The sequence below is a fragment of the Paenibacillus sp. EB106-04-04-XG159 genome (assembly GCF_058791835.1).
In genome coordinates this window covers 39,307-63,384 of sequence record NZ_JBYTDY010000016.1, presented here as the reverse complement: position 1 = coordinate 63,384, position 24,078 = coordinate 39,307, and the positions used below count along the sequence as shown (strand labels likewise).

General features: G+C 47.5%; 20 protein-coding genes, 3 tRNA genes and 1 pseudogene. 22 read left to right on the top strand and 2 right to left on the bottom strand.

Annotation, left to right across the window (positions count from 1 at the left end):
- Nucleotides 1-929: 929 nt before the first annotated feature.
- The 14 genes from pnpS to AC3WTP_RS18095 all read left to right on the top strand — a co-directional run bounded on the left by pnpS (nt 930) and on the right by AC3WTP_RS18095 (nt 16,613).
- Complete coding sequence (pnpS, locus tag AC3WTP_RS18160) at nt 930-2,747, top strand: two-component system histidine kinase PnpS (protein WP_492396046.1); 1,818 nt, start codon at nt 930-932, stop codon at nt 2,745-2,747.
- Nucleotides 2,748-2,884: 137 nt separating this feature from the next.
- Nucleotides 2,885-3,607: a response regulator transcription factor gene (locus AC3WTP_RS18155; protein WP_492396045.1), complete on the top strand. Its 723-nt coding sequence runs from the start codon at nt 2,885-2,887 to the stop codon at nt 3,605-3,607.
- Between the two features lie 255 nt (nt 3,608-3,862).
- Entirely contained in the window at nt 3,863-4,999 is a 1,137-nt protein-coding gene (locus AC3WTP_RS18150) for a foldase protein PrsA (RefSeq protein WP_492396044.1), read from the top strand.
- Between the two features lie 161 nt (nt 5,000-5,160).
- On the top strand, nt 5,161-6,348 hold the full coding sequence (locus tag AC3WTP_RS18145) for a methyl-accepting chemotaxis protein (RefSeq protein WP_492396043.1): 1,188 nt from the start codon (nt 5,161-5,163) through the stop codon (nt 6,346-6,348).
- Between the two features lie 107 nt (nt 6,349-6,455).
- Nucleotides 6,456-7,457 carry a PstS family phosphate ABC transporter substrate-binding protein gene (locus tag AC3WTP_RS18140; protein WP_492396042.1) on the top strand — a complete coding sequence of 334 codons (1,002 nt, stop codon included), beginning with the start codon at nt 6,456-6,458 and terminating at the stop codon, nt 7,455-7,457.
- 144 nt (nt 7,458-7,601) lie between these two features.
- Nucleotides 7,602-8,528, top strand: coding sequence for a phosphate ABC transporter permease subunit PstC (gene pstC, locus AC3WTP_RS18135; RefSeq protein WP_492396041.1), 927 nt, complete (start codon nt 7,602-7,604; stop codon nt 8,526-8,528).
- Nucleotides 8,529-8,531: 3 nt separating this feature from the next.
- Complete coding sequence (gene pstA / locus AC3WTP_RS18130; protein ID WP_492396040.1) at nt 8,532-9,407, top strand: phosphate ABC transporter permease PstA; 876 nt, start codon at nt 8,532-8,534, stop codon at nt 9,405-9,407.
- A 12-nt stretch (nt 9,408-9,419) separates the two neighbouring features.
- Nucleotides 9,420-10,193 carry a phosphate ABC transporter ATP-binding protein PstB gene (gene pstB / locus AC3WTP_RS18125; RefSeq protein ID WP_492396039.1) on the top strand — a complete coding sequence of 258 codons (774 nt, stop codon included), beginning with the start codon at nt 9,420-9,422 and terminating at the stop codon, nt 10,191-10,193.
- 64 nt (nt 10,194-10,257) lie between these two features.
- Nucleotides 10,258-10,917 carry a phosphate signaling complex protein PhoU gene (phoU, locus tag AC3WTP_RS18120; protein WP_492396038.1) on the top strand — a complete coding sequence of 220 codons (660 nt, stop codon included), beginning with the start codon at nt 10,258-10,260 and terminating at the stop codon, nt 10,915-10,917.
- Nucleotides 10,918-11,044: 127 nt separating this feature from the next.
- On the top strand, nt 11,045-13,717 hold the full coding sequence (gene polA / locus AC3WTP_RS18115; protein WP_492396037.1) for a DNA polymerase I: 2,673 nt from the start codon (nt 11,045-11,047) through the stop codon (nt 13,715-13,717).
- 83 nt (nt 13,718-13,800) lie between these two features.
- Nucleotides 13,801-14,631, top strand: coding sequence for a DNA-formamidopyrimidine glycosylase (gene mutM / locus AC3WTP_RS18110; RefSeq protein ID WP_492396036.1), 831 nt, complete (start codon nt 13,801-13,803; stop codon nt 14,629-14,631).
- A 98-nt stretch (nt 14,632-14,729) separates the two neighbouring features.
- Nucleotides 14,730-15,410, top strand: a complete 681-nt coding sequence (gene ytaF / locus AC3WTP_RS18105; protein WP_492396035.1) for a sporulation membrane protein YtaF — start codon at nt 14,730-14,732, stop codon at nt 15,408-15,410.
- Between the two features lie 19 nt (nt 15,411-15,429).
- Nucleotides 15,430-16,038: a dephospho-CoA kinase gene (coaE, locus tag AC3WTP_RS18100; RefSeq protein WP_492396034.1), complete on the top strand. Its 609-nt coding sequence runs from the start codon at nt 15,430-15,432 to the stop codon at nt 16,036-16,038.
- A gap of 8 nt (nt 16,039-16,046) precedes the next feature.
- A complete protein-coding gene (locus AC3WTP_RS18095; protein WP_492396033.1) occupies nt 16,047-16,613 on the top strand; it encodes a lytic transglycosylase domain-containing protein in 567 nt (188 codons plus the stop codon).
- Between the two features lie 51 nt (nt 16,614-16,664).
- On the opposite strand, the gene AC3WTP_RS18090 is transcribed toward AC3WTP_RS18095, so the two are convergent.
- The gene (locus AC3WTP_RS18090) at nt 16,665-16,883 is read right to left on the bottom strand and encodes an alpha/beta-type small acid-soluble spore protein (protein ID WP_458566841.1); all 219 of its coding nucleotides are present in this window, start codon (nt 16,881-16,883) and stop codon (nt 16,665-16,667) included.
- A 159-nt stretch (nt 16,884-17,042) separates the two neighbouring features.
- Between AC3WTP_RS18090 and nrdR the strand changes: the two genes are divergently transcribed.
- From nrdR to AC3WTP_RS18065, 5 genes are all read left to right on the top strand, one after another.
- On the top strand, nt 17,043-17,522 hold the full coding sequence (gene nrdR, locus AC3WTP_RS18085; protein WP_458566840.1) for a transcriptional regulator NrdR: 480 nt from the start codon (nt 17,043-17,045) through the stop codon (nt 17,520-17,522).
- A 1,013-nt stretch (nt 17,523-18,535) separates the two neighbouring features.
- Nucleotides 18,536-18,611, top strand: a tRNA-Ala gene (locus tag AC3WTP_RS18080).
- 22 nt (nt 18,612-18,633) lie between these two features.
- Nucleotides 18,634-18,709, top strand: a tRNA-Lys gene (locus AC3WTP_RS18075).
- Nucleotides 18,710-18,822: 113 nt separating this feature from the next.
- On the top strand, nt 18,823-19,761 hold the full coding sequence (locus AC3WTP_RS18070) for an SDR family NAD(P)-dependent oxidoreductase (protein ID WP_492396032.1): 939 nt from the start codon (nt 18,823-18,825) through the stop codon (nt 19,759-19,761).
- A 41-nt stretch (nt 19,762-19,802) separates the two neighbouring features.
- Nucleotides 19,803-19,878, top strand: a tRNA-Ala gene (locus AC3WTP_RS18065).
- Nucleotides 19,879-20,206: 328 nt separating this feature from the next.
- On the opposite strand, the pseudogene AC3WTP_RS18060 reads toward AC3WTP_RS18065, so the two are convergent.
- Nucleotides 20,207-20,541: pseudogene (locus AC3WTP_RS18060) on the bottom strand (transposase); the annotation flags it as partial.
- A gap of 453 nt (nt 20,542-20,994) precedes the next feature.
- Between AC3WTP_RS18060 and AC3WTP_RS18055 the strand changes: the two are divergent.
- The 3 genes from AC3WTP_RS18055 (at nt 20,995) to AC3WTP_RS18045 (ending at nt 24,051) form a co-directional block, all read left to right on the top strand.
- The gene (locus AC3WTP_RS18055; RefSeq protein ID WP_492396031.1) at nt 20,995-21,759 is read left to right on the top strand and encodes an SDR family NAD(P)-dependent oxidoreductase; all 765 of its coding nucleotides are present in this window, start codon (nt 20,995-20,997) and stop codon (nt 21,757-21,759) included.
- Nucleotides 21,737-21,925, top strand: coding sequence for a hypothetical protein (locus AC3WTP_RS18050; protein ID WP_492396030.1), 189 nt, complete (start codon nt 21,737-21,739; stop codon nt 21,923-21,925). Before AC3WTP_RS18055 ends, AC3WTP_RS18050 begins: the two co-directional genes overlap by 23 nt.
- 197 nt (nt 21,926-22,122) lie before the next feature.
- Nucleotides 22,123-24,051 carry a DUF8034 domain-containing protein gene (locus AC3WTP_RS18045; protein WP_492396029.1) on the top strand — a complete coding sequence of 643 codons (1,929 nt, stop codon included), beginning with the start codon at nt 22,123-22,125 and terminating at the stop codon, nt 24,049-24,051.
- The last annotated feature ends 27 nt before the right edge of the window (nt 24,052-24,078 follow it).

Sequence of the window (24,078 nt, the reverse complement as noted above, 5' to 3'; positions counted from 1 at the left end):
AGGAGCCGCTATTTCATGATTTCGAGGTGTTTTTGGGAGGTTAGCGGACTCAGATGACGCTATTTGCTTCAAAACTAGCACTAAACTGCTAATTCAGGTCAAATAACGGCTCTACGGTCCGCTAGTATGGCGAATTAGTGGTGTTTGCTGCAAATAACGGCTCCTGTGTCCGCTCCCTGCCTCCTCAACGCATCAATCCCCATCGGCTGTAGTTTCTACAGCTATACAGCTATACAGCTATTCGACAGCTATCTGCATGGAGAACTTTCTAGCGCAGGAAACAGTGGGCGATAAGCTGATTGCATCATTGGGTGGCACCATAGCGTGGCAGCATGATCATAAAGACCGCATAGCCCGACTAAACGGACACAGGAGCCGCTGTTTCATGATTTCGAGGTGTTTTTGGGAGGTTAGCGGACTCAGATGACGCTATTTGCTTCAAAACTTGCACTAAACTGCTAATTCAGGTCAAATAACGGCTCTACGGTCCGTTAGTATGGCGAATTAGTGGTGTTTGCTGCAAATAGCGGCTCGTATGTCCGCTCCCGGCCCTTGTAGATAGTTATCGATTTTATCGAATAGCTGTAGAACCAGGAATGGATAACCTTGAGCTCGCCATCGTCGAAAAGTCTATCTCAGATGAGGCGTCAAAGACCTGCATCTCAGCTCCAAAATCAGCTCATGTAAGGGATGAGGCGCTAAAAATGACGTCTCAGACGCCACAACCGCATCGGCGAGCCGAAAAACAAGGGGCTTTCCCATACTTGGGACAGCCCCTCTTGCATTATCCAATCCTAGCAGAATGACTCTTTACAAAAGCTTCACAAACTGCGTACTAGTCAAATTGATGGGACATCGTTACGATAAGAGAAGGCTTTTATGTAAATGTTACATCTTATACAGATTATTTAAGAACGGGAGAGAAGGAAATGACCCGGTTGCGCACTCGATTAACGACCGTATTTGTAGTGCTGATAGGTTTATCTATACTATTAGCAGGCATCTATATGGCTTATTCCTATAAAAATACGCATATTGATCAGCTGGAGCAGTACATGGAGCGGGAAGTCATGATGATGGAGAAGACATTTCCGTGGCAGTCCTTCGACAATGAACAAGAAGAAATTCAATACTATTCGGATTGGGCTAAGGAGCTGCATGAAGCAGCCGGGGCGCGGATTACATTTGTTCGTGATGATGGTAAAGTGGTAGGCGACTCGGAGACGGCAGCCGATCAGATGGACAATCACTTGAATCGCGAGGAGATCAAGGAAGCTTCCGAAGGTAAGATAGGTTCTGTTATTCGATACAGTGATACGTTGAAACGTAATATGCTATACGTTGCCGCTCCAATCGAAGGGATTGAACATTTCAATGGCTATGTCCGGCTAGCCATCAGCCTAGAGTCGATTGAGGCCAGCGTGGTTCACATGTGGATGTATCTAGGCTTAACGTTAGCGGGCTTGTTTGTGATAGCAGTGTTCATCAGCTATCGGATTGCGCGCAGTCTGACGCTTCCGATCGAGAATATGACGAAAGTGGCATTGCGTATTGCGCATATGGACTATCGCGCACGAACTCAGACGACGGGAACAGACGAGATCGGGCAATTAGGGTCAGCCATTAATGGAATGGCGGAGAGCCTGCAGATTCAGATGTCGCAAATTCGTGAGAAGGAGAGCAGGCTCCGCTCCGTGTTGGAGCATATGATTAATGCCATTGTGATGATCAGCCATCAAGGCGAGATTGTTCTATTCAACAGCAAGGCGGAACAGATGCTAGGCATCAAGGGTGTTGACTGGCTCGGCAAGCAGTATACGGATGTGCAGCTGCCGCTGGAGCTGTCTGCCATGACGAGAGAAGTGCTGGAGCATCTGGATTACAAGCATGAAGAATTGACGGTGTATTATCCTGAAGAACGAATACTGGATGTAAATATCGTGCCTGTATCCTATTCAGAGGAAGATGAGCCTGGCATACTGCTCCTGCTGCAAGATGTAACCGATATCCGCCGACTCGAACGAATGAGAAGCCAATTCGTCGCTAACGTATCTCATGAATTGAAGACACCTATTGCCGCGGTTAAGGGCTTTACCGAAACGCTGATGAATGGGGCGATGAATGAACCGGAAGTAGCCAAATCATTCTTGCAGATCATTCATGATGAAAGTGAACGGCTGAATCGGTTGATCGGCGACATATTGGAGCTGTCGAAGATCGAGTCGAAGCGAGTGCCGCTCTACTTTTCGCCGGTGCACCTGCCTAGCTTTATCGAGCAGACGGTGGAAATGATCAGCAAACAAGCGAGCTTGAAGCATATTGATATTCGATTGCAAGTGGAAGCGGATCTGTACGTGGAGGCAGACGAGGATCGCTTGCGGCAAATCATCTTGAACCTATTGACGAACGCGATCAATTATACACCGGAAGGCGGAAAGGTGAGGCTTTCTGCTCTGCCGCTTCATAGTTCCAGCGCAGGCGGCGGTGAGTATGATTATGTCATGATCGATATTGTAGATACAGGCATTGGCATACCGAAGAAGGATTTGCCGCGCATCTTTGAGCGATTCTACCGGGTAGACAAGGGGCGTTCCCGCAGTTCCGGCGGAACGGGCTTGGGGCTGTCGATCGTGAAGCATCTGGTCGAAAGCCATCACGGCATCATTCGAGTGGAGAGTGAAGTTGGCGCAGGTACGAAATTCTCTATTAAACTTCCGGTTCTACAGGAACATGAGCATTCCTCCTAGATTCAGCAGTTCTCGGACAAGAATGGAGCAATTTCATAAAAAGGCATGGTCGACAAGTTTACGATGTGTTAAGATAACCATGCAATAATATCTATCTTCCTATCCATTGGAGTAAGTCGGTCAATCTGGAGGCAAGAATGTCGGAATTAAAAGTATTGGTTGTCGAGGACGAGCTGACGCTGGCTCGCTTGTTATCTTATAATTTGACAATAGAAGGCTATCACGTAACCGTTGTGGATCATGGTACGAAGGGTCTGGAGACTGCGCTTCATCAACCATTTGATCTGATCATATTGGACATTATGCTGCCTGGTATGAACGGATTTGAAATATTGACGAAGCTGCGTCAAGCTGGGGTGCGAACGCCTGTCATTATACTCACAGCGCGCAACGGAGAAGATGAGGTTGTCCAAGGCTTGAAGTGCGGAGCGGACGACTATATTACGAAACCGTTTGGCGTAGCGGAGCTATTAGCTCGAGTAGGAGCAGTGCTGAGACGCTCATCATCTGATGCGCTTGATCTGCCGTATGTTAAAGATCAGGACGAGAAAGTGATTGCGATTGGCGACGTACGGATATATCCCGAGAAGTATGAAGTTACGCTGCTGAATGAGCAGATTCCGCTTCGTCCGAAGGAATTCGAGGTACTGCTCTATCTAGTGCAGCGCCCAGGTACGGTTGTGACGCGGGATGATCTGATGAATGCTGTCTGGGGATTCGACTATATCGGTGGGCAGCGTACGGTCGACGTTCACGTTAGCTCGCTGCGCAAGAAGCTGGAGATGAACCAACAGTCGGTACAGATCGACTCCATCCGCGGCGTAGGCTATAAGCTAATTGTAAGCAAAAAAGTGAATTAATTGCGTGACCTGCTACAATATGGGATAAGAGGCTCTCTTCATTGCTGAATTACAGCTTTGAAGAGAGCCTTTGTATGTTTATGTCGATTTTTGGGCATAAGAAATAAATGGATCTACCCAAATGTCATATTTTACATATCAGAAATAGAGTGTAATTAAGCTTACATTAAGGTGAAGTCTGCTGACATCTGCTATAGTTCAAGAGGTATGTAATAAATATAGCTTGTACACAAGACAGGGGAGGAACTGTTAGAAATGTCGAATCAAGACGAAATGAAACAAAAAAATCAGAATGAAGAAGAAAAGGTTCTGAATGAAGAAACAACAGACGTCGAACTGCAAGACAAAGATGCAGTGAACGAACCAGAACAAGCAGAAGAAGAGGCTGCTCAAGAAACCTCGGAGGAAGTACAGCTTCCTGAAGATGCAGAATCGACGGGTGATTTAGTTCCAACGGAACAAGAGCAGGATCAGGATCAGGTAAAACCTGCTGGACAAGCTCCAAATGGCTTCATGAAGGTGCTGCCTTGGGGGATTACAGCAGTAGCTGTTGTAGCACTTATCGTTGTGCTGATCATGAATCCTTCCAGCAGCAAAGAAGAAGTTGCGATGGTTAATGGTGAACCTATTTCACAGCAAGAGCTTAATGATCAAATGACTAAACTTGTAGGTAAACAAGTGCTTAACAATATGATTAGTGATAAATTGATTGACCAAGAAGCAGCTAAAGCAGGGGTTCAGGTTACAGACGAAGAGGTAGAGAAAGAGCTTGAAACCTATATTGCGAAGTTCCCTTCTAAAGATCAATTCGCGATGACTTTGGCGAAAGCCGGAATGAGTGTTGACGATTTTAAGGATCAGATCGGTAAAAAAATGAAGATTACCAAGATTCTAGAGCCAAGCATTACGATTAAAGATGAAGACATCAAGAAAGTTTACGACGAGAATAAGGAACAGTTCTATACGCCAGAGCAGGTGAAGGCATCTCATATTCTGGTAGACACGAAGGAAGAGGCAGATGCGATTCTGAAAGAGCTAAAGGGCGGTGCTGATTTTGCAACTTTAGCAAAAGAGAAGAGCAAAGACCCTTCCAAGGATAGCGGTGGAGATTTAGGATATTTTGGACGTGGGGACATGGTTCCTGAATTTGAAGAAGCAGCATTTAATTTGAAGGTTGGCGAAATTAGCGACGTGGTTAAAACGGAGTTCGGCTACCATATCATTAAAGTGACGGATAAGAAAGAAGCGAAGACACCAACTTACGAAGAGAAGAAAGAGGATATTCGCAAGAGTATGGTGGATCAGCAGGTAAGCGAGAAGTTCTCGACCTGGATGCAGGGAGTCCAAGGTGCTGCAACGATCGAAAACAAGCTGGAAGCACCAGTAAAATAAACGTTTAAATAAAGAGGCAGAGTATTCGAGCAATCGGAGACTCTGCCTTTATTGCATTTACAAATCATTAACATGAACAGAATCATCTCTTAACATTCGAATGATAAATTGGGAATGAAGGCAAGTTAATAAAGGCAATATGTAGAGATGGAGTGGTGCTGTTGACCGTATTGTTGGAAGCTAAATTTGCGGATGGCGATAAGTCGGAACTCGTGCTGGCTCCCGTATCGGAACTCGCACTGGGATCTGAACGGGGAACTGATCTGGAATCCGGGCTGGAGTACGAGTATCACATCCAGAAAGCACAGCGAATGATGCTGAAGCAATCGGTGAAGGAAGCAGAAATGATATTTGTTCGGGATCCGAGTCTGCGCTGTCTCGTAGTTGTAGATGAGCGAGAATACCCGCAGGGAATCGTGATGAGAGAGCGATATTATGAAACAATGAGCAAACGATTCTCACCCGCTCTGTTTCATGAGAAGCCAATCACTCGTCTAATGGAAACGGAAATGCTGCAAGTGGAGTATGGGATTGATACCTCAATGCTGCTCGACCGCGCGGCGCTTCGTTCGGAAGAACGGATGTACGACAGTGTTATCGTCACGAGACAAGGAAGATTGTACGGCATAATCGGAGCTAAGTCATTGAATGCCCTTTCTAAGATGGTTCGGGACAAGCATGTGATGAAGGAATATGCCGTCGTTGAATCGACTTTGTCCGCGTTAAGCGCGATCCGCGAGGAAGCAGGACTTGTTCAATCCGCTGCGGCAGAAGGCTATGCACATGCTGACAAGATGAGTGAGGAGAGGCTTAAAGGAAAGCAAGCACTCGATCAAATGTCCCTGTCGTTTGGCAACGTCGTAAAGCAGATTGAGTCACAAAAGGATCGGACACTTGAATTGAGAGAGCATACGCTTGCTGTAGCCAATGCGGTCAGTGTGATTCGCGGCTGGTCCGATAAATGCCGCATGCTGGCACTAAACGCGTCTATCGAGGCCGCTCGCGCTGGCGAGTATGGTCGAGGGTTTCAGGTCGTAGCGAGTGAAGTAGGTCAGCTTGCGAAGCTGACCAAGTCTGCAACAGATCAGATTGAAGATACACTGAAGTTGATGTATGAATCACTAGCGAACACGGTAGAGGGCAGCGAATGGTGTGCTAAGGAAGCGAGCTCGGCATTTAACGGCTTGGATACAGCTCTGAACCAATTTGACCAGCTGTTCCGCACCATATCCGACAATCGCGAACGAATGGCTGATATGGATCAGACCGTGTCGCGCATGTCGACAACAGCCGAGGAAGCACATCAGCAGCTGAAAAATCGTTCGGAACGCTCTGAAAAATTTACATAGAGTTTACAAACCGAACAAACAGCGTTAACAAACGAGATATAAACTTGTAATTGTAAAGAGCAAGAAACACCAGTCAACTAGGAAATTATAAAAGGGAGTGAATTCACTTGAAAAAGTGGGGAAAACGAATCATGATGCTTGCGCTTGTTACAGCGCTAACCGTTGTAATGACAGCTTGCGGAGAGAAAAAAGAAGATGCAGCAGCAGGCAAAACTCCAGGAGCTGAGAGTTCCGCAGGTACAGGAAATGCAGGAACAGCAGCTGAAGAAAAATTGTCTGGTACAATTGATATCGATGGTTCAAGCACCGTGTTCCCGATTACAGAAGCAATGGCTGAAGAATTCAGCATCGCAAATAAAGATGTTCGCGTTTCGGTAGGTACTTCCGGAACAGGCGGAGGATTCAAGCGTTTCACAAAAGGTGAGACAGCGATGTCCAACGCATCCCGTCCAATTAAAGAAGAAGAATTAGCAGCAGCAAAAGCAAACGGAATTGATGTATTGGAGCTTGAAGTTGCTTATGACGGCCTAACCGTCGTGGTAAACAAGGATAATGACTTTGTAGATAAGCTTACACTTGAAGAGTTGAATAAGATCTACGGTCCTGGCTCGACAGTGAAGACATGGGCGGACGTTCGCGCAGGATGGCCTGCAGAAGAGATCAAGATCTACTCTCCTGGCGCTGACCATGGTACATTCGAATACTTCACAGAAGAAATTAACGGCAAAGCCAAAGAAATGCGCAATGACACGCAAATCTCATTTGCTTCCGATACAAACGCAATTGTTCAAGGTGTAGCAGGCGACAAGACATCGATTGGATACTTCGGCTATAACTTCTATGAAGAGAACAAAGATAAGTTGAAGCTCGTTCCAATCGACAATGGTACGGCAACTGTATCGCCATCCTTCGATACAATCAAGGACAACAGCTACTCGCCACTGTCCCGTCCGCTATACGTCTATGTAAATAAAGCGTATCTTGAAAAGCCTGAAGTAAAAGCATTTGTTGAATTCTACCTCACAAATGTAGGCAGCGTGCTTCAAGATGTAGGTTATGTAGCACTTCCACAAGAGAAATATGATGAGCAATTGAAATTGATCCAGTAATCGTGCGGACGAAGCGCGGTTAACGCTTCAGCATCATACAAAACGAAGATGTGATGTCTCGATGGTAATCCACTGAATGGGACATCACATTTTCATCAATATAATGTTAACGAATTGTAAAAGATGCAAAGTGAGGTACCATCTATGCATGATCAAACAACACAGAAGGACGGCAAGATGTCGTTTAAGAACTCGCGAACACATCTGTCGGATAAAGTGATTCCTGTCCTGCTGTTTATGTGCGCAGCCATCTCCATCTTGACGACGATCGGCATCGTGTACACCTTATTAACAGAAACGATTAACTTCTTCAAGGTAGTTCCTATCGGAGAATTTCTGTTTGGTACGACATGGAGTCCAATCATTGAGCCGAAATCATTCGGTATTCTGCCGTTGTTGAGCGGCACGTTTCTCGTTACCATCATCTCCATTATCGTGGCGGTGCCAATTGGTTTGGCGAGCGCTATCTATCTGAGTGAATATGCGCCTACACGCGTGCGCAAGATCGTCAAGCCTGTGTTAGAAGTGTTAGCAGGAATCCCAACTATCGTATATGGTTACTTCGCGCTAACTTTTGTAACACCGCTCTTGAAAGAGATATTCCCGTCTATGGGGGTATTTAACGCGCTCAGTGCGGGTCTTGTTATGGGTATTATGATTATTCCGATGATCTCGTCACTAAGTGAAGATGCGATGTCTGCAGTACCTAAATCCTTGCGTCATGGAGCCTATGCATTAGGCGCGACACGCTTTGAAGTAGCATTGAAGATCGTTGTGCCGGCAGCATTCTCTGGTATTGTATCTTCCGTCGTGTTGGCTTTCTCGCGTGCAATTGGCGAAACGATGATCGTTGCGGTAGCGGCTGGTTCAACTCCGAACCTGACACTTAATCCATTGGAAAGTATCCAAACGATGACGGGTTATATTGTACAGGTCAGCATGGGCGATATACCGCATGGTTCTATTGAATACGGTACGATATACGCAGTTGGGATGCTGCTGTTCATCATCACGTTCCTGCTGAACATATTGGCTCAGTATGTCGCAAGACGGTTCAGGGAGGAGTACTAGCACATGTCTATATTTCAAGATGCGAATCGCAAACAAATTAGCAATCGGCGCAAGATAGATCTGGTGCTGCACCTTACCTTCATCGTAGCGACTTCAATTGGTATAATCGCACTGATGGCGCTTCTGATCGATATTATGATGGATGGCTTATCTCGGCTGGATATAGAATTATTCACGAACTATCCTTCGCGAATTGCTTCTAAGGCTGGGATGAAATCGGCCATCGTCGGCTCGATCTATATGGTGCTGATCATGGCTCCGCTGTCGTTCGTGCTCGGGGTCGGAGCGGCCATTTATTTAGAAGAATATGCGAAGAAAAATGCATTGACACGCTTCATTCAATTGAATATCGGTACATTGGCAGGTGTCCCTTCTATCGTATATGGCATCTTGGGCTTAACGATCTTCGTTCGCACATTCGGTTTTGGCCGCAGCCTGTTGTCCGGGTCACTCACGATGACGCTGCTCGTACTGCCGATTATTATCGTATCGTCTCAGGAAGCGATTCGCGCGGTTCCGAGATCAAGACGCGATGCGTCCTTTGCGTTAGGTGCTACCAAATGGCAGACGGTATCGCGTTCAGTGCTGCCATCATCTATTTCCGGTATATTGACAGGTGTGATCTTGGCTCTCTCCCGTGCGATCGGTGAAACTGCGCCGCTTGTTATGATTGGTGCGCTGACGTTCGTGGCATTCTTGCCCGAAAGCATTATGGACCAATTTACCGTTATGCCGATCCAGATCTTTAACTGGGTATCTCGTCCGCAGCTTGCGTTCCAGGAGTTGGCGGCGGCCGGTATTATTGTCCTGTTGGTATTCCTTGTCCTAATGAATATTTCAGCGATTATCATTCGTAATAAATACCAGAAAAACATATAAGGAGACGAGCGTATGTCTACTGCTACCGCCACTAATACATTAATAAATATCGAAAATCTAAACCTATACTACGGTACGTATCACGCGCTGAAGAACGTGAAGCTGACGATCCCGGAGAAGGCGGTCACCGCCTTTATCGGCCCCTCAGGCTGTGGTAAATCGACTTTGCTTCGCACGTTGAACCGCATGAATGATATGATCATCGGAACACGAATCGACGGTCTTGTAGCTATAGGTGGAACGGATATATACAGCAACGAGGTTGACGTCGAAACATTGCGGAAGAAGGTAGGGATGGTATTCCAGCAAGCGAATCCATTTCCGAAGTCGATCTACGATAATGTAGCGTACGGACCTCGCCTGCACGGTATCCGCAATAAGGCAACTCTTGACGAGATCGTGGAGCAAAGCTTGCGCCAAGCGGTATTGTGGGATGAGGTAAAGGACTTCCTGAAGCGTTCCGCGTTCGGTCTGTCCGGCGGTCAACAGCAGCGTCTATGTATTGCTCGCGCTTTAGCGGTTAACCCCGAAGTATTGCTCATGGACGAAGCGACCTCCGCGCTTGACCCGATCTCGACCTTAAAGATCGAAGAGTTAGTGCAAGAATTGAAGGATAAGTATACAATTGTTATGGTAACGCACAATATGCAGCAGGCAGCGCGTGTATCGGATCAGACGGTATTCTTCCTTAACGGTGAAGTTGTAGAATATCAAGAAACAGAGTCTCTGTTCTCCAATCCGCGTGACAAGCGAACAGAGGACTACATTACAGGACGATTCGGATAACCCGATGAACCGAATTGTCTCATACTCAATAGTGCCAGAACCTTGAGGGGAGAGAGTGTGTACTGTGATTAGACGTAAAGAGTTTGACTTGGGTTTGGATGAATTGAAAGAACTGCTTGAAGAGATGGGTGTGCGAGTAGAACGAGCTCTATCCGAGTCCATCGATTGCTTGAAGACAGGCGATGTTGAGCGCGCGAAAGTGATTATTGCGGAAGACGTGGAGCTCAATGAGTTGGAAAATAAAATTATGGATATCGGCTCACGCCTGATCCTGAAACAGCAGCCTGTAGCGAAGGACCTGCGACGCATTATAGTAGCATTCCGTATCTCAAATGATCTGGAGCGTATGGGGGATTTGTCTATCGATATCTCCAAGGTGGTTGTGCGCATGAACGGTCAGCCGTTGATGAAGCCGCTCATTGATATACCGCGGATGGCGGAAATTGTGCAGAAGATGGTCCAAGAGTCCATCAAAGCCTACACGACGGAAAATGTTGATCTTGCTTATAAGATGGCGAAAGATGATGACCTCGTTGACCAATTGTACGGACAAATCTTCCGCGAATTGCTGACTTATGTCGTAGAGAATCCGCATAATGCTTCACAGGCGATGAACCTGACTTTTGTCGGCCGCTACATCGAGCGAATCGCAGACCATGCGACGAATATTGGCGAGAGCGTCGTATACTTAGTAACGAATGAAAGACCTGACCTAAACAGTTAATCGATATTGCGTTAAGAATCCGGATAGCCGCAGTGCTGTTCGGATTTTTTGTGTACGGAGATTTTCACAATAGGGGTGGGCTATGCTATCATGAAGTACAAGAGAATGGATTGAGGTGCTTGTATATATGGAAAAATGGATCGTTATCGACGGTAATAGTATTGCGAACCGCGCATTCTATGCGATGCCGCCGCTGACCAACTCCCAAGGTTTACATACAAATGCTGTTTACGGATTCACCACTATGCTGTTGAAGCTGTTGGAAGAAGAGAAGCCGACGCATATCCTCGTCGCATTCGATGCGGGAAAGATTACGTTCCGCCATGGTGATTATAAGGATTATAAGGGCGGTCGCTCGAAGACGCCTTCAGAGCTGTCCGAGCAGTTTCCGCTCATGAAGGAGATGCTGCAAGCTGTCGGTATTGCACAGTTCGAATTGAGCGGCTATGAAGCGGATGATATTATCGGCACATTGACGCGCATGGCGGATGAGGAAGGCAAGCCGATGCTCGTCGTGTCTGGAGATAAGGACATGCTCCAATTAGCATCAGATAACGTTACGGTCGTATTGACACGCAAGGGCGTGACCGAGATCGAGAAGTACGACCCTGCGGCGATCGAAGAGAAATACCAGCTGAAGCCGCTCCAGATCATTGATCTGAAGGGCTTAATGGGGGATACCTCCGACAACATCCCGGGTGTTCCAGGTGTTGGCGAGAAGACGGCGCTTAAGCTGCTGCACCAGTACGGATCAGTTGAAAGCGTATTGGAGCATGTGGAGGAACTGAAGGGCAAGATGAAGGAGAACATCCAGAATCATGCCGATGATGCCCGCATGAGCAAGCAGCTGGCGACGATCTACCGTGAGGTTCCGATCGAAGTGGAGCGAGAGCAGATGGCGTTCCACGGTATTCAGACCGACACGGCGCTGCCGATGCTGCGCAGGCTCGAATTCAAGTCGGTCGTGGAACGATTCGAGAAGCTTGCGGACAAGTCCACAGGTTCGAGTGAAGGCGTACAGGAGGAAGCTTCTCTTATGCTTGAGATTGAGCCTGTTCTTGTGACGCAGGATAATCTGGCACAATTGTTAGAGGAGCTGCCTAATCTGGATACGGTCGTGCTGGAGTCGCATGGTGAGAACCCGCATACAGCGGACTTTATCGGAGTCGTTCTCGCTTCGGAACAGTCTTATTATTATATAGATCAAGATGTGTTACTAAGCGATCAGGCTAAGCCGGTTCGAGAATGGTTCGGAGATTCTGGGATTCGTAAAGTTGGCTTTGATCTGCATGGAACAGAGCTTATTCTACACTGGATGGGTATCACGTACGAGGGTACACATTTTGACGTGCAGCTGGCTGCTTATGTGCTTGATCCAAGCGATGCGAATGCGACGGTGCAATCGCTAGCCGCTAAATATGAGCTTCCTGCTCTGCAATCGGACGAAGATGTATATGGCAAGGGAGCTAAGTTCCGTGTGCCGGAGCCCGCCGTCGTCGCGCGTCACGCTGCGCGTAAAGCTCATACGTTGAAGCAGCTGCTTCCGCTGATGAAGCACGATCTAGAGCGCTTCGAGATGAGCAAGCTGTACTATGAGCTCGAGCTACCGCTGTCTGCTATTCTGGCGCACATGGAGAAGACGGGCATTCGGGTGGATGCTTCCAGCTTAGAGAAGCTCGGTGAGCAGTACTCCGCGCAGATCGAGCAGACGATGACCCGTATCTATGAGCTGGCAGGAACTGAATTCAACATCGGCTCACCGAAGCAATTGGGCGAGATTCTATTCGATAAGCTCGGGTTGCCGGTAGTCAAGAAAACGAAGACTGGATATTCGACTGATGCTGAAGTGCTGGAGAAGCTGGAGCCGTATCATGACATTATTCCGCTCATTCTCCATTACCGCACGATGTCGAAGCTGCAGTCTACCTATATTGAAGGCTTACTGAAGGAGATTCGCAAGGATACAGGGCGAATCCATACTTATTATAGACAAACGATTGCGGCGACCGGCCGTTTAAGCTCGCAATTTCCGAATCTGCAGAATATTCCGATTCGCTTGGAAGAAGGTCGTCTGATTCGACAGGCATTCGTTCCGACTGAAGCAGATTGGAGCATCGTAGCGGCTGACTATTCCCAGATCGAGCTGCGCGTGCTTGCTCATATCTCGGATGATACGAATCTGAAGGAAGCGTTCCTGCACGATATGGACATCCATACGAAGACGGCGATGGACGTATTCGGTGTGGAGGCTTCTCAGGTAGACAGCAACATGCGCCGCCAAGCGAAGGCCGTCAACTTCGGTATCGTTTATGGAATCAGCGATTATGGCTTGTCGCAGAACCTGAACATTACGCGCAAGGATGCGGCGCAGTTTATCGAGCAGTACTTTGCCGCGTTCCAAGGGGTGCGGAAGTTTATGGACGATATCGTGAAGCAGGCGCGTCACGACGGCTTCGTCAAGACGCTGCTCGAGCGCAGACGCTACTTGCCGGAGATCACGGCGTCCAACTTCAATCTGCGTTCCTTCGCCGAACGTACGGCGATGAACACGCCGATTCAAGGCACAGCAGCGGATATAATCAAGCTTGCCATGGTGAAAATGGATGCGAAGCTGAAGGAACTGAACTTGAAGAGCCGTATGCTGCTGCAGGTACACGATGAATTGGTGTTTGAGGTCCCTGCGGATGAAGTAGAACAGATGAAGCGGCTCGTGCCGGAAGTGATGGAGCAGGCGCTCACGCTGGCTGTTCCGCTCAAAGCGGATGTGAGTGTTGGCACGAACTGGTACGAGGCGAAGTAATATTCAACCAATCCGCCCATCCATTGCGGCAATACGTTATAATGGACAGCAAGAGTTAATAGTGGATGTTGAGGTGAACAAGCATGCCGGAATTGCCGGAAGTAGAAACCGTGAAACGAACGCTGAATACGTTAGTAGCGGGCAAGCGAATTGAGCGCGTCACTGTCACGCTGCCGCGAATCATTCAGCGTCCGGCTGAAATAGAATCATTCTGTGCCGCTCTCGAAGGACATACGATTGAACAAGTGGAGCGGCGCGGCAAGTTTTTGATGATTATGCTAGATGGACTCGTGCTCGTATCCCATCTGCGAATGGAAGGACGCTATGGTGTCTATGCTGCGGACGAGCCAGTAGAGAAGCATACACATGTTATTTTTCATTTTGAAGATGGTACAGAGCTGAGATATAAGGATGTTCGCCAATTCGGCACGATGCATCTGTTCGAGCCTGGCGATGAGCTGGTGCTGCCGCCGCTTAACAAGCTCGGAATTGAGCCGCTTGGGGCTGACTTTACGAAGGAGAAGCTTCGAGAAGCGTTGAAGAAACGCCGAAGCTTCATTAAGCCCGTATTGCTCAATCAGCATATTATTGTGGGACTTGGCAATATATATGTAGATGAAGCGTTGTTTCGTTCAGGCATTCATCCCTTGACACCTGCTGATCAGTTAACGGAAGAGCAGGTTGACAAGCTGTATGATGCTATTCGGTCAACTTTACAGGAAGCCGTAGAGGTTGGAGGCTCATCCATCAAGTCTTATGTGAATGGACAAGGCGAGATGGGGATGTTTCAGCACCAGCTGCAGGTATACGGGCGTCAGAATCAGCCATGTGAATCCTGCGGAAGTATGATTGAGAAGACAGTAGTTGGAGGCCGCGGCACGCATACTTGTCCGATATGTCAGCCTAGACCGTAATCAGATGCACCTATTTTCCGATCCGCCCATATGATAACGACATCTAATGAGTCTTGAAAGTGTGCTGTCAGGATTCATGTGGGAGGGGAATGGAGTAGATGATTCCGATTGCATCGATGGTTGTGTTGGCGTTTGCGTTAAGTCTGGACAGCTTTGGTGTCGGGTTGACCTATGGAATTCGCCGTCTGAGATTGCCGTGGATATCCGTTCTTGTTATTGCGTTCTGTTCAGGACTTGTCCTGTACTTATCCATGCAGGTTGGAAGCTGGTTGATGACATGGATATCGCCTGCTTTCGCTAGCAGATGCGGGGCGCTGATCTTGATCGGAATCGGGCTGCTGGCTATTGTTCAGTTCGTGCGATCGTCGAATGCTGGAGAGTTGGAGGAAGGCCATGCAGCTGAGGCCGCTCACTCCGCAGTTGAGACTGATCCGACGCCAGTGCTTCAAGTTCAATTGAGACGATTAGGAATTATTGTTCAGATTCTGCGAACGCCAGCTGCCGCTGATATCGACCGTTCAGGAACGATCAGCGCTTCCGAAGCGGCATGGCTTGGAGCGGCGCTTTCATTAGATGCCTTCGGAGCTGGCATAGGCGCGGCAATGATCGGCTATCCGCCTCTGTGGACGGCCTTGTTCATTGCTATATTCAGCGGTACATTTCTTAAGCTGGGTCTCCAGCTTGGAGCGGTGGTTGCGACGAAATGGAGCTGGATGAGGAGACTATCCTTTCTTCCAGGTTGTGTTCTTATGTTAATGGGTATTCTGAAACTGCTGTAAGCTTAGATGAGGTGAGACGATGAAGCTCGGATTGACCGGAGGAATCGCTTCCGGAAAGAGTACGGTGTCTGCCATGTTCGTGCGTGAAGGCGCGCTCCTCATTGATGCGGATCAGATTGCCAGGGAGATCGTGCTTCCTGGCAGTCCGGCCCTGGCACTCATTGCAGAGCGATTCGGTGAGGACATGCTGCTCCAGGATGGATCACTTAATCGGAAGCGGCTGGGAGAAGTCGTATTTCGAGATGAACAAGAGCGTAAAGCTTTAGAGCAGATCACACATCCTGCTATTCGCAAGAGGATGCTTGAATTGATGGATCAGTATGCAGTTGAACAGCCGGACAAGCTGGTCATTGCAGATATTCCGCTGCTGTATGAGTCCGGGATGGAAGGCATGTTCGATGCCGTGATCGTCGTATACGTACCGCGTGCTATTCAGTTGAAACGACTAATGGAGCGGGATGGATTAACAGCAGAGCAAGCAGAACAGCGTCTCAACGCACAGATGGATATTGAAGAGAAACGTGCTAAAGCGGATTATGTCATTCAGAATGAGACGGAGTTAGAAATAACTCGCCAGCAGGTGAAGCATTTGATTAGACGTCTGAAGAATGAAAAGGTACAGTTATGAGCAATGTAATGAATAAATTACTGCGTAAGCGGTATTTGCTTGTGCTGCTCGTGGGATTATTATTTGTCCTCTTTGTGCAATCGGAATGGCTGGGGCAGTGGATGTATCCAATCCCATATGAGGATACGATCAGGGAGAAGGCGGAAGCCTATCAGGTTGATCCATTGTTAGTCGCATCTGTCATACGGGTAGAGTCGAACTATAAACCTGGACAGGAGTCAAGAAAAGGTGCGATAGGGATGATGCAGCTAATGCCTGACACCGCAACCTGGATTATGGGGCAGATGAAGATGAAGGAGCAGTGGACGTTAGAGCAGCTGAAGTACGAAGCTGAGCCTAATATCATGCTTGGAACGTGGTACCTGAATTCATTAATCAAACAATTCGATAATAACTGGATCGCTGCTGTCGCAGCCTATAACGCGGGACCAGGCAATGTAAGCCAATGGCTTCGTGACGATGTCTGGGATGGGCGGCTGGAAACGGCAAGTCAACAAATACCATTTAACGAAACCCGGTTGTATGTCCAACGTGTGTTCCATTATTATGATAAATATAAGAAAGCCTATGGATAGAAGCAACGGACAAGCAGCTTTCGCCGCTTAGTCCGCTGCTATCCGGAAACTTTATTTGTATTGACCTGCAAGTTGTTGTTCTGCCATTTGAACAAGACGTTTTGTGATGTAACCACCGATCGATCCTGTATCACGTGTCGCCATGTTTCCATAGTAGCCATCTTGTGGGATAGCAATACCGAGTTCTTGTGCGATCTCGAACTTCATTTGCTCGAGTGCGCCAGTTGCTTGAGGAACAACCAAGTTGTTGCTGGAACGGTTCTGGCTCATAATCTATTCACCTCCTTGCCGTTTGTAATTGTATTTTGCGCAAAGTTTCGAAGTTCATTACAGGTAAGGTCTGGGATTTATTGGCGAATAGTATTGGATTGACTGCGTGTACATGCAAGAAGTAACCGTATATATGTTTATGAAAGGAGGACACCCGCGATGAAATGCCCATATTGCGACCACTTTGGCACAAAGGTTCTTGATTCAAGGCCAGCCAATGATAACAAATCCATCCGTCGCCGTCGTGAATGTGAAGAGTGCAGCCGACGATTTACGACGTTTGAGATGGTGGAGGAAACACCTCTTATCGTGATAAAGAAGGACGGAAGCAGAGAAGAGTTCAGCCGTGAGAAGCTGCTGCGCGGTCTAATTCGCGCCTGTGAGAAGCGTCCGGTATCTGTGGAGAGGCTTGAAGCAATTGTGTCTGAGGTAGAGAGGCAATTGAGAACAACTGCGCAAGCGGAAGTTGAGAGCCGAAATATTGGGGAATTAGTGATGGAGCAGCTGTATCCTGTGGATGAAGTGGCGTATGTCCGTTTTGCATCGGTGTACCGTCAGTTTAAAGACATTAACATGTTTATGAAGGAATTGACTGGGCTGTTGTCCAAGCATCCTCTATCCGATATGAATAAGCAATAATGATGCAAGAAGCTTGTCTGCTGCCTGGGAAGGGCTGCGGGTTGGCTTCTTTTGCTGATCATAGGTAGGGCTGATATCGCGAGTCGTCGGAGCGTATTTAAGGGTAAGGGGAAGAAGTGATATTTGTGTGGCTGGTGTTGTAAACGCTTAATCAGAGTGCTATAATGAATTCAAGCAGAAGACGTGAAAGTACTAACCAGCACATCTTCTGTAGAAGCAAGATACGGGCGGTAGGCTTATAGAAGTTATACGAGAACAGGAAGGAGATCTATAATTCAGGTTGTAGAACAGAACTTCTTGAAGTAAAGTATAGCAGTGAGCAGTATTGCATCCGCAAGCAGTAGCATATCGAAGTGAATGGGTTATAAGTTGAAGTGCAAGAGCAACACTCTTAAGCACGTGCCTTTCATTCAAGCAATGAAGCCAACCGCCCAATATCTTTATCATTAAAGCTCTCCTGATGGAGGGCTTATTTATTTGAAGTTGTGGGTGGGAAATGTACATTGAAGGACGGAAATGATTATCTGGTTAATTTTACAATTGATTGTTGCAAACGCTTACATAAAGTAGTATTATAAAGTTGAGCAGAAGAGGCGAAGTTAATTAGAAGCAAGGCTTCTGCGAGAGCAAGAAAAGGGCGGGAGGCTTCAAATAGTTATACAACTTCAAGAAGAGGGACTGTAACTTTAAGTTCTAACTAATCTTCTGGCAAGTGAGTATAACGGCAAGCACAACTGAATAGGCAAGATCAGATCACATTTCTAAATTGGAAAATGAGTTAAAGTGCATTGCAACGCTCATAGGCACGCGCCTTTCTTCCAAGTAATAAGCCAACCGCCCATTTCCTTATGAATCAAGGCTCTCCCACTGGAGGGCTTTTATGTTGTTCATTGGCTTGCTGCAAGGGGTAAGATATCATTAAGTCAATTTTTTCTTGTGTTCATTTTAAGATGGTGCTATACTAGTAAGGCAGTTTACGAACAGTATAATCTTGTAATGAATACTTATCGTATGGGGCCATAGCTCAGCTGGGAGAGCGCTTCGCTGGCAGCGAAGAGGTCAGGGGTTCGATCCCCCTTGGTTCCACCAATCATTCTCTACCTTACATCATGGATCGTTAGCTCAGTTGGTAGAGCACGTGACTCTTAATCATGTGGTCCAGGGTTCGAGTCCCTGACAATCCACCATATCGAACTTAGAGACGGCAGAAATGCCGTTTTTTTTGTTATCTGATGAGATGCAGATGAAGGATGTCTAAAGGTGTTTCTGGTGAAATTTCCTATTGGAGGTCGTGATCGGTATGAAGGATAAGATCGTTATCATTACAGGAGCTAACTCAGGGATAGGTAAAGCTGCGGCTCTAAGATTTGCGATCGAAGGATATCGAGTTATCATGGCATGCCGCAATATGAGAATTAGTGCGGCTGCGCAGCGAGATATCATTCAGGCATCGAACAATACGTATGTAGATCTGTTAGAACTGGACGTATCTTCTTTTGATTCTATCCGTACCTTCTGCTCTAAGGTTAAAGACGCATATCCACACGTAGACATCCTCATCCATAATGCCGCTTACTTAAATCACGGTGAAAAAGAGTATAAACTTAGCCCCGAACATATCGAATTATCTTTTGCTACGAATACATTAGGACCCTATCTATTGACTAATCTACTAGCAGATCATCTAGAACTGTCTCAAGATCCAAGAGTACTCAACGCCTGCACGACCAACATCAAGAATTTCTTCGATCCGAAAAGGACAATCGACTTCGATAACTTGCGCGGTGAATCTCGCAATTCGAGGCCTTATAGCGCCTATAAGATGTACGGTGATTCGAAAATGGCGTTGTTGATCTTAACCTTCAAGATGGCGGAGCAATATAAGGATCGAGGGATTAAAGTCAATGCTCTGCAGATAAACCGTGTCAAATTATCCAAAGAAACGATTAACAAGATGAGTCCATGGTGGAGAGTGCTTGCTATGGCTCAGAATCTTACGAATCCTCTACCGTCTGGAATGGCGGACAATTACTTTCAGATCTGCACCTCAGATCAATTCCGCAATATTACAGGGCAATTAATCAATCATAAACGAGAGATTGTACAGCCATCCACAAGCGAGATAGGCATTACGCAATTGAAAAATATATTTGGTTCGGGGACTTACCCTCAGTATGTGACCAATAGTGATAATGTTGAGAAAATATGGAGTATGTGCAACGAGTTGATTAAGGGTTAGCTATTGATGCACATGTGCAATCGAAGGGAATCTATAGCTTGGGGGCCATAGCTCAGCTGGGAGAGCGCTTCGCTGGCAGCAAAGAGGTCAGGGGTTCGATCCCCCTTGGTTCCACCAAAACGAATTTTAACCACGTCATCGGACGTGGTTTTTTTTGTTGTGGTAGAGCCCCTAGGGGGCGAACCCTGGGGTTCAGTCCGCGCGAAGGAAGTGAAAGAGTTAGCTTCGGAGAACATACTTCAAATGTAGGAGCACGGCGTCTAAGTATAGAGCTGTCGCAGGTTATCATGTATATTATTTATACTCTTTAGCTTTAATAAAGCTCATTAGTATAAATAAACTATTTTTGTCGAAATATAAAAAGAAATTAAAGGGAAAAGTAGGACAAATGAAGAAGTATCTCTAGAATGAAATACCTAGAATATGAGAGAAAATGAGAGGTATAAACGTTGCACATTGCTGATACCGAGTATTTGCCACGATTTCGCTTGATGACACTTACTTTCGTCCTATGATCAGCGCTACTTGCTTTAAAATATCGTTTTCCATCTTAAGACGTTGATTTTCTTTTCGTAACGCAATGAGTTCATTCTCTTCTGCAGAACGATTATCTTTCTCTGAGAAAGATCCTGACTGTTGGTATTGTTTGATCCAACGTTCTAATGCAGAGGGACTCAATTCGTATTCTTCAACAATAGTAGCTCTAGATTTTCCATTCTCGAATAACTGAACCATCTGTCTCTTAAAATCATCTGTAAATGTACGTCTTTGTCTTGGCATAGTAGATCCGCTCCTTGTAGTTTTGTACTATTTCTACTAGCCCTTAATTTTACTGTCCAACTAAGTGTAGCTGATTCGAATAGAAGATGCATTGAAGAAGGTAAAGCATAATATCGATATCTTTCAGGACCAATTCCCACATGTAAGTGTATTTGGTAATGGAGGACGGATATACACACTAAATCTGAATACATAGTGGACATTTGACCATACATATCACTATGTGAATGAGCTAGCGCCAGGTGGCAGAGATGGAGCGCTCCTATCAATCGATGACTCGCCGCACAAGCAACAAGATCATTGAGTCGCGCTGCATGTGTTCAGAGTATGTACTTTTATAAGGAACCCGGGTCATTTATGGGTGATTTGAATAGAGGTTTTCTATAGGAATGTATTTTTTGTTGTATAGACTTTTGGATGAATTTGTATAGTGGAGAGTAGGAGATGGTGGAAATGGCTGAATTTTTGAATAAAGTTGCGATCGTAACGGGGGCTGGAAGCGGAATTGGCAAGGCGATCGCCGAGTCCTTGGCGAAAGAAGGCGCACGCGTCGTCGTATGCGGACGGGATGTGGAGAAGTTGCGACAGGTCGTCGAGGGGATAGAGCGAGATGGAGGCACGGCGTTCTTAGTGCAAGCGGACCAGCTCCTACCTTCCGCGCCGGATATGATCGTAGAGCAGACCGTCAAGACATGGGGCAGAATCGATATCATCATCAACAACGCTGCCCTGGTGTGCAACAAGCCGATCGAAGCAGTCAAGCATGAGGACTGGGACCGCCTCTTCGCGGTTAACGTAAAGTCTGGATTTTTTCTAATTCAGAAGGCTCTGCCGTATTTGAAGGAAACGCGCGGTTCGATCGTCAACATCAGCTCGTTAAACAGCCAGAAAAATATCGCTGGAAATTTCGTTTACGACTCGCTCAAGGCCGCGCTCAATCATCTGACGACAGGACTAGCGCTCGATTTGAATGATACCGGCATTCGCTGCAACGCCTTGCTTCCGGCGGGCATTGCGACGCCATTGCTAAACGAATGGTTTAAACAGTTGATTAAAGATCCCGCCGAGGCCGAAAAGGTTGCCGAATCCGAGAAACTAAGGGCGGATGTGGGATCGCCGCAGCAGGTGGCGGATGCGGCTTTGTATTTATGCAGCGAGAAGGCTTCATGGGTCAACGGGGCGCTTATTCCGTTGCATGGTGGCTTTCAGCTCGGTTAATCCAAATGAAGGATACCTAAAGAGAGAAGAACGAACAACACCAGGCGAAGGCATCGTGATTGACATTCCCGACACGGCGCTGATCCAGACCGGACCGCTCGCGCATGAAGCCCAACTGTTGAGCAGGCAGCAAGGCGACGATTGGAATCACCCGTTGTATTCCTGACGATGACGAATTATTGGGAAACGAATTTCAAGGCGTCGCTGGGCGGCTTCTATGAGTTTCGTTACTTCGTGACATGGAGGCAAAACTGGACGTCCCCCGAGCAGGGATTTCGCAACAGCCATAGCATGAACGCAGAGCTAACGACATTTCGGTTAAGAGGTTAACGAATAGTGGGAAACAGGAAGGAGAACGGCACAATGACTTTATCTCATCTATCGCTTGCGCATGTCCACGCCTCGGAACGGATGGTTACTCCGCAGTGGGCTTTGCAGGAGCAACAGCTTTTTGAAACGTTGAACAAGGCGGCTAAAGAGTTCGTCGAACGGTATACTCATCCCGACGGCTCGTTGATTTGGTTCGAGCAATGGCCGGGTATGGATGGATCCGACGATCCCTATGAAGGGTTTATGAACTTGGCCCTGCTTTATGTACTGGGGGGGAGCAGCGAACTGCACGAGGTGTCCCGCAGAATATGGGATGGCATCACTTGGCAGTGGACGGAATACGGACAAGTGCACCGGGAATTCGACGCTTATTACGACTGGATGCATCATGGCGAAGGATATTTGTATTTGTATTTCCTCGGGTTGGCGGGACCAGCCACGCTTAAAGACCGCCAGCGAGCGAAAAACTTCGCGGCCATGTACACTGGAGACGATCCGGATGCGCCGAACTATGATAAAGAGCTTAAGCTGATTCGGTCGCCGCTGACTGGCAGCCGCGGCCCCCGCTTTGTAGTGACGGAAGAAGATTGGAGTACGCACCGAGGCATCCTCGACGATTATTTGGCTCCGTACGAAGATATTCCCAGTGTGAATTTCGAGAGCGGCAAGTGTGCCTGGTCCAATGATGTAGTGTACAAACACTTGATCGAGATGATGAACGATCGGATGAACCGCGGCGACGTGCCGCTGAATTTGAACGCGACGAGTTTGATTACGCACGCCTTCATGTTTTCCGGAGATGAAAGCATGAAAAAATGGGTGATCGAATACGTAGAGGTGTGGAAGGAAAGGGCGCGGTTAAACGGCGGCATCATTCCCGACAATGTCGGACTGTCCGGACAGATCGGGGAATACAACGACGGCAAATGGTGGGGAGGCTACTACGGTTGGCGCTGGCCGCATGGTTTTATGACGATCATCGAGCCGATCACGAATGCGTGCATGAACACGGTATTACTGTCCGGAGACATGAACGGGCTCGATCTGGCAAGGGAGCAGCTTGATCGCAATTGGGAGCTGCGCAAAGAGTATGAAGGGAAGCAGGTCGTCCCGTATAAGCATTTCGATAGCGGCTGGACGGATTACCGTGAGGCGCAGTCGAGATACCCGATCTATTTATGGATGACGTCGATGGCTGATGAAGACTTGGAACGCATCGAACGCATTCCCAAAGACCATGATTGGAACGAAGTAATCGTGCCCGCATTCTCCGGCAAAGACCCGAAGACTGGTAGGGAAACGAAACACTACATCGGTAATACGCAGCCGTGGTACCAGTACATCCGCGGACTGAATCCGGATTACCCGCAGCGAATTCTGAGCGCCAATTACGAATTGATCGGCAATCAGCTCGCCAAGATGCGTGCACCGGAAGGCGATCCGCACGGTTGGACCGAACATTTCAACGAAGGCATTTATTCCGCTATTCATATATGGCAGGAGATGTGTCCTCTCTATTTCGAAGGGCTCGTACAATTAACGCTGGGCGGGCCAATGCATATCTCGCATGGCGGTCTGCAACATGGTCGCGTGCGCTATTTCGACGCAGCCGAGAGGCAACCGGGATTGCCCCCAGGAGTATCTGCCTTGGTGGAGAAGCTCACGCCGGATTCGGTAACGGTACATTTGTTCAACACAAGTCTTTTCGATGATCGGGAGCTAGTCGTGCAAGCTGGCGTATTCGGAGAACATCAGTTTATCGCTGGAGAAATCGTCGATGCTTCCGGTCAAGTGACTGGAACGCTCCCGATCGAGGGGAAATGGCTTCACGTATCGTTGCCATCGGGAACCGGTATCGTCTTGCGGCTTACCATGGAACGGTATGTCCATGCTCCATCATACGATATGCCTTGGCCGAGTGAAGAGAAGGTTAGAGTCATTCGGGGACGGATCGATTCATGAAGGCTTCGGGACTGGCTATGGGGGCGG

Bases quoted from the DNA above. Each gene is read 5' to 3' on its own strand.
- nrdR (WP_458566840.1), top strand. From the start codon at position 17,043: ATGAAATGCCCATATTGCGACCACTTTGGCACAAAGGTTCTTGATTCA.
- pnpS (WP_492396046.1), top strand. From the start codon at position 930: ATGACCCGGTTGCGCACTCGATTAACGACCGTATTTGTAGTGCTGATA.
- AC3WTP_RS18090 (WP_458566841.1), bottom strand. From the start codon at position 16,883: ATGAGCCAGAACCGTTCCAGCAACAACTTGGTTGTTCCTCAAGCAACT.
- AC3WTP_RS18050 (WP_492396030.1), top strand. From the start codon at position 21,737: ATGGTGGCTTTCAGCTCGGTTAATCCAAATGAAGGATACCTAAAGAGA.
- ytaF (WP_492396035.1), top strand. From the start codon at position 14,730: ATGATTCCGATTGCATCGATGGTTGTGTTGGCGTTTGCGTTAAGTCTG.
- pstA (WP_492396040.1), top strand. From the start codon at position 8,532: ATGTCTATATTTCAAGATGCGAATCGCAAACAAATTAGCAATCGGCGC.
- pstB (WP_492396039.1), top strand. From the start codon at position 9,420: ATGTCTACTGCTACCGCCACTAATACATTAATAAATATCGAAAATCTA.
- AC3WTP_RS18155 (WP_492396045.1), top strand. From the start codon at position 2,885: ATGTCGGAATTAAAAGTATTGGTTGTCGAGGACGAGCTGACGCTGGCT.
- polA (WP_492396037.1), top strand. From the start codon at position 11,045: ATGGAAAAATGGATCGTTATCGACGGTAATAGTATTGCGAACCGCGCA.
- AC3WTP_RS18150 (WP_492396044.1), top strand. From the start codon at position 3,863: ATGTCGAATCAAGACGAAATGAAACAAAAAAATCAGAATGAAGAAGAA.
- AC3WTP_RS18095 (WP_492396033.1), top strand. From the start codon at position 16,047: ATGAATAAATTACTGCGTAAGCGGTATTTGCTTGTGCTGCTCGTGGGA.
- AC3WTP_RS18045 (WP_492396029.1), top strand. From the start codon at position 22,123: ATGACTTTATCTCATCTATCGCTTGCGCATGTCCACGCCTCGGAACGG.
- pstC (WP_492396041.1), top strand. From the start codon at position 7,602: ATGCATGATCAAACAACACAGAAGGACGGCAAGATGTCGTTTAAGAAC.
- coaE (WP_492396034.1), top strand. From the start codon at position 15,430: ATGAAGCTCGGATTGACCGGAGGAATCGCTTCCGGAAAGAGTACGGTG.
- mutM (WP_492396036.1), top strand. From the start codon at position 13,801: ATGCCGGAATTGCCGGAAGTAGAAACCGTGAAACGAACGCTGAATACG.
- AC3WTP_RS18070 (WP_492396032.1), top strand. From the start codon at position 18,823: ATGAAGGATAAGATCGTTATCATTACAGGAGCTAACTCAGGGATAGGT.
- AC3WTP_RS18055 (WP_492396031.1), top strand. From the start codon at position 20,995: ATGGCTGAATTTTTGAATAAAGTTGCGATCGTAACGGGGGCTGGAAGC.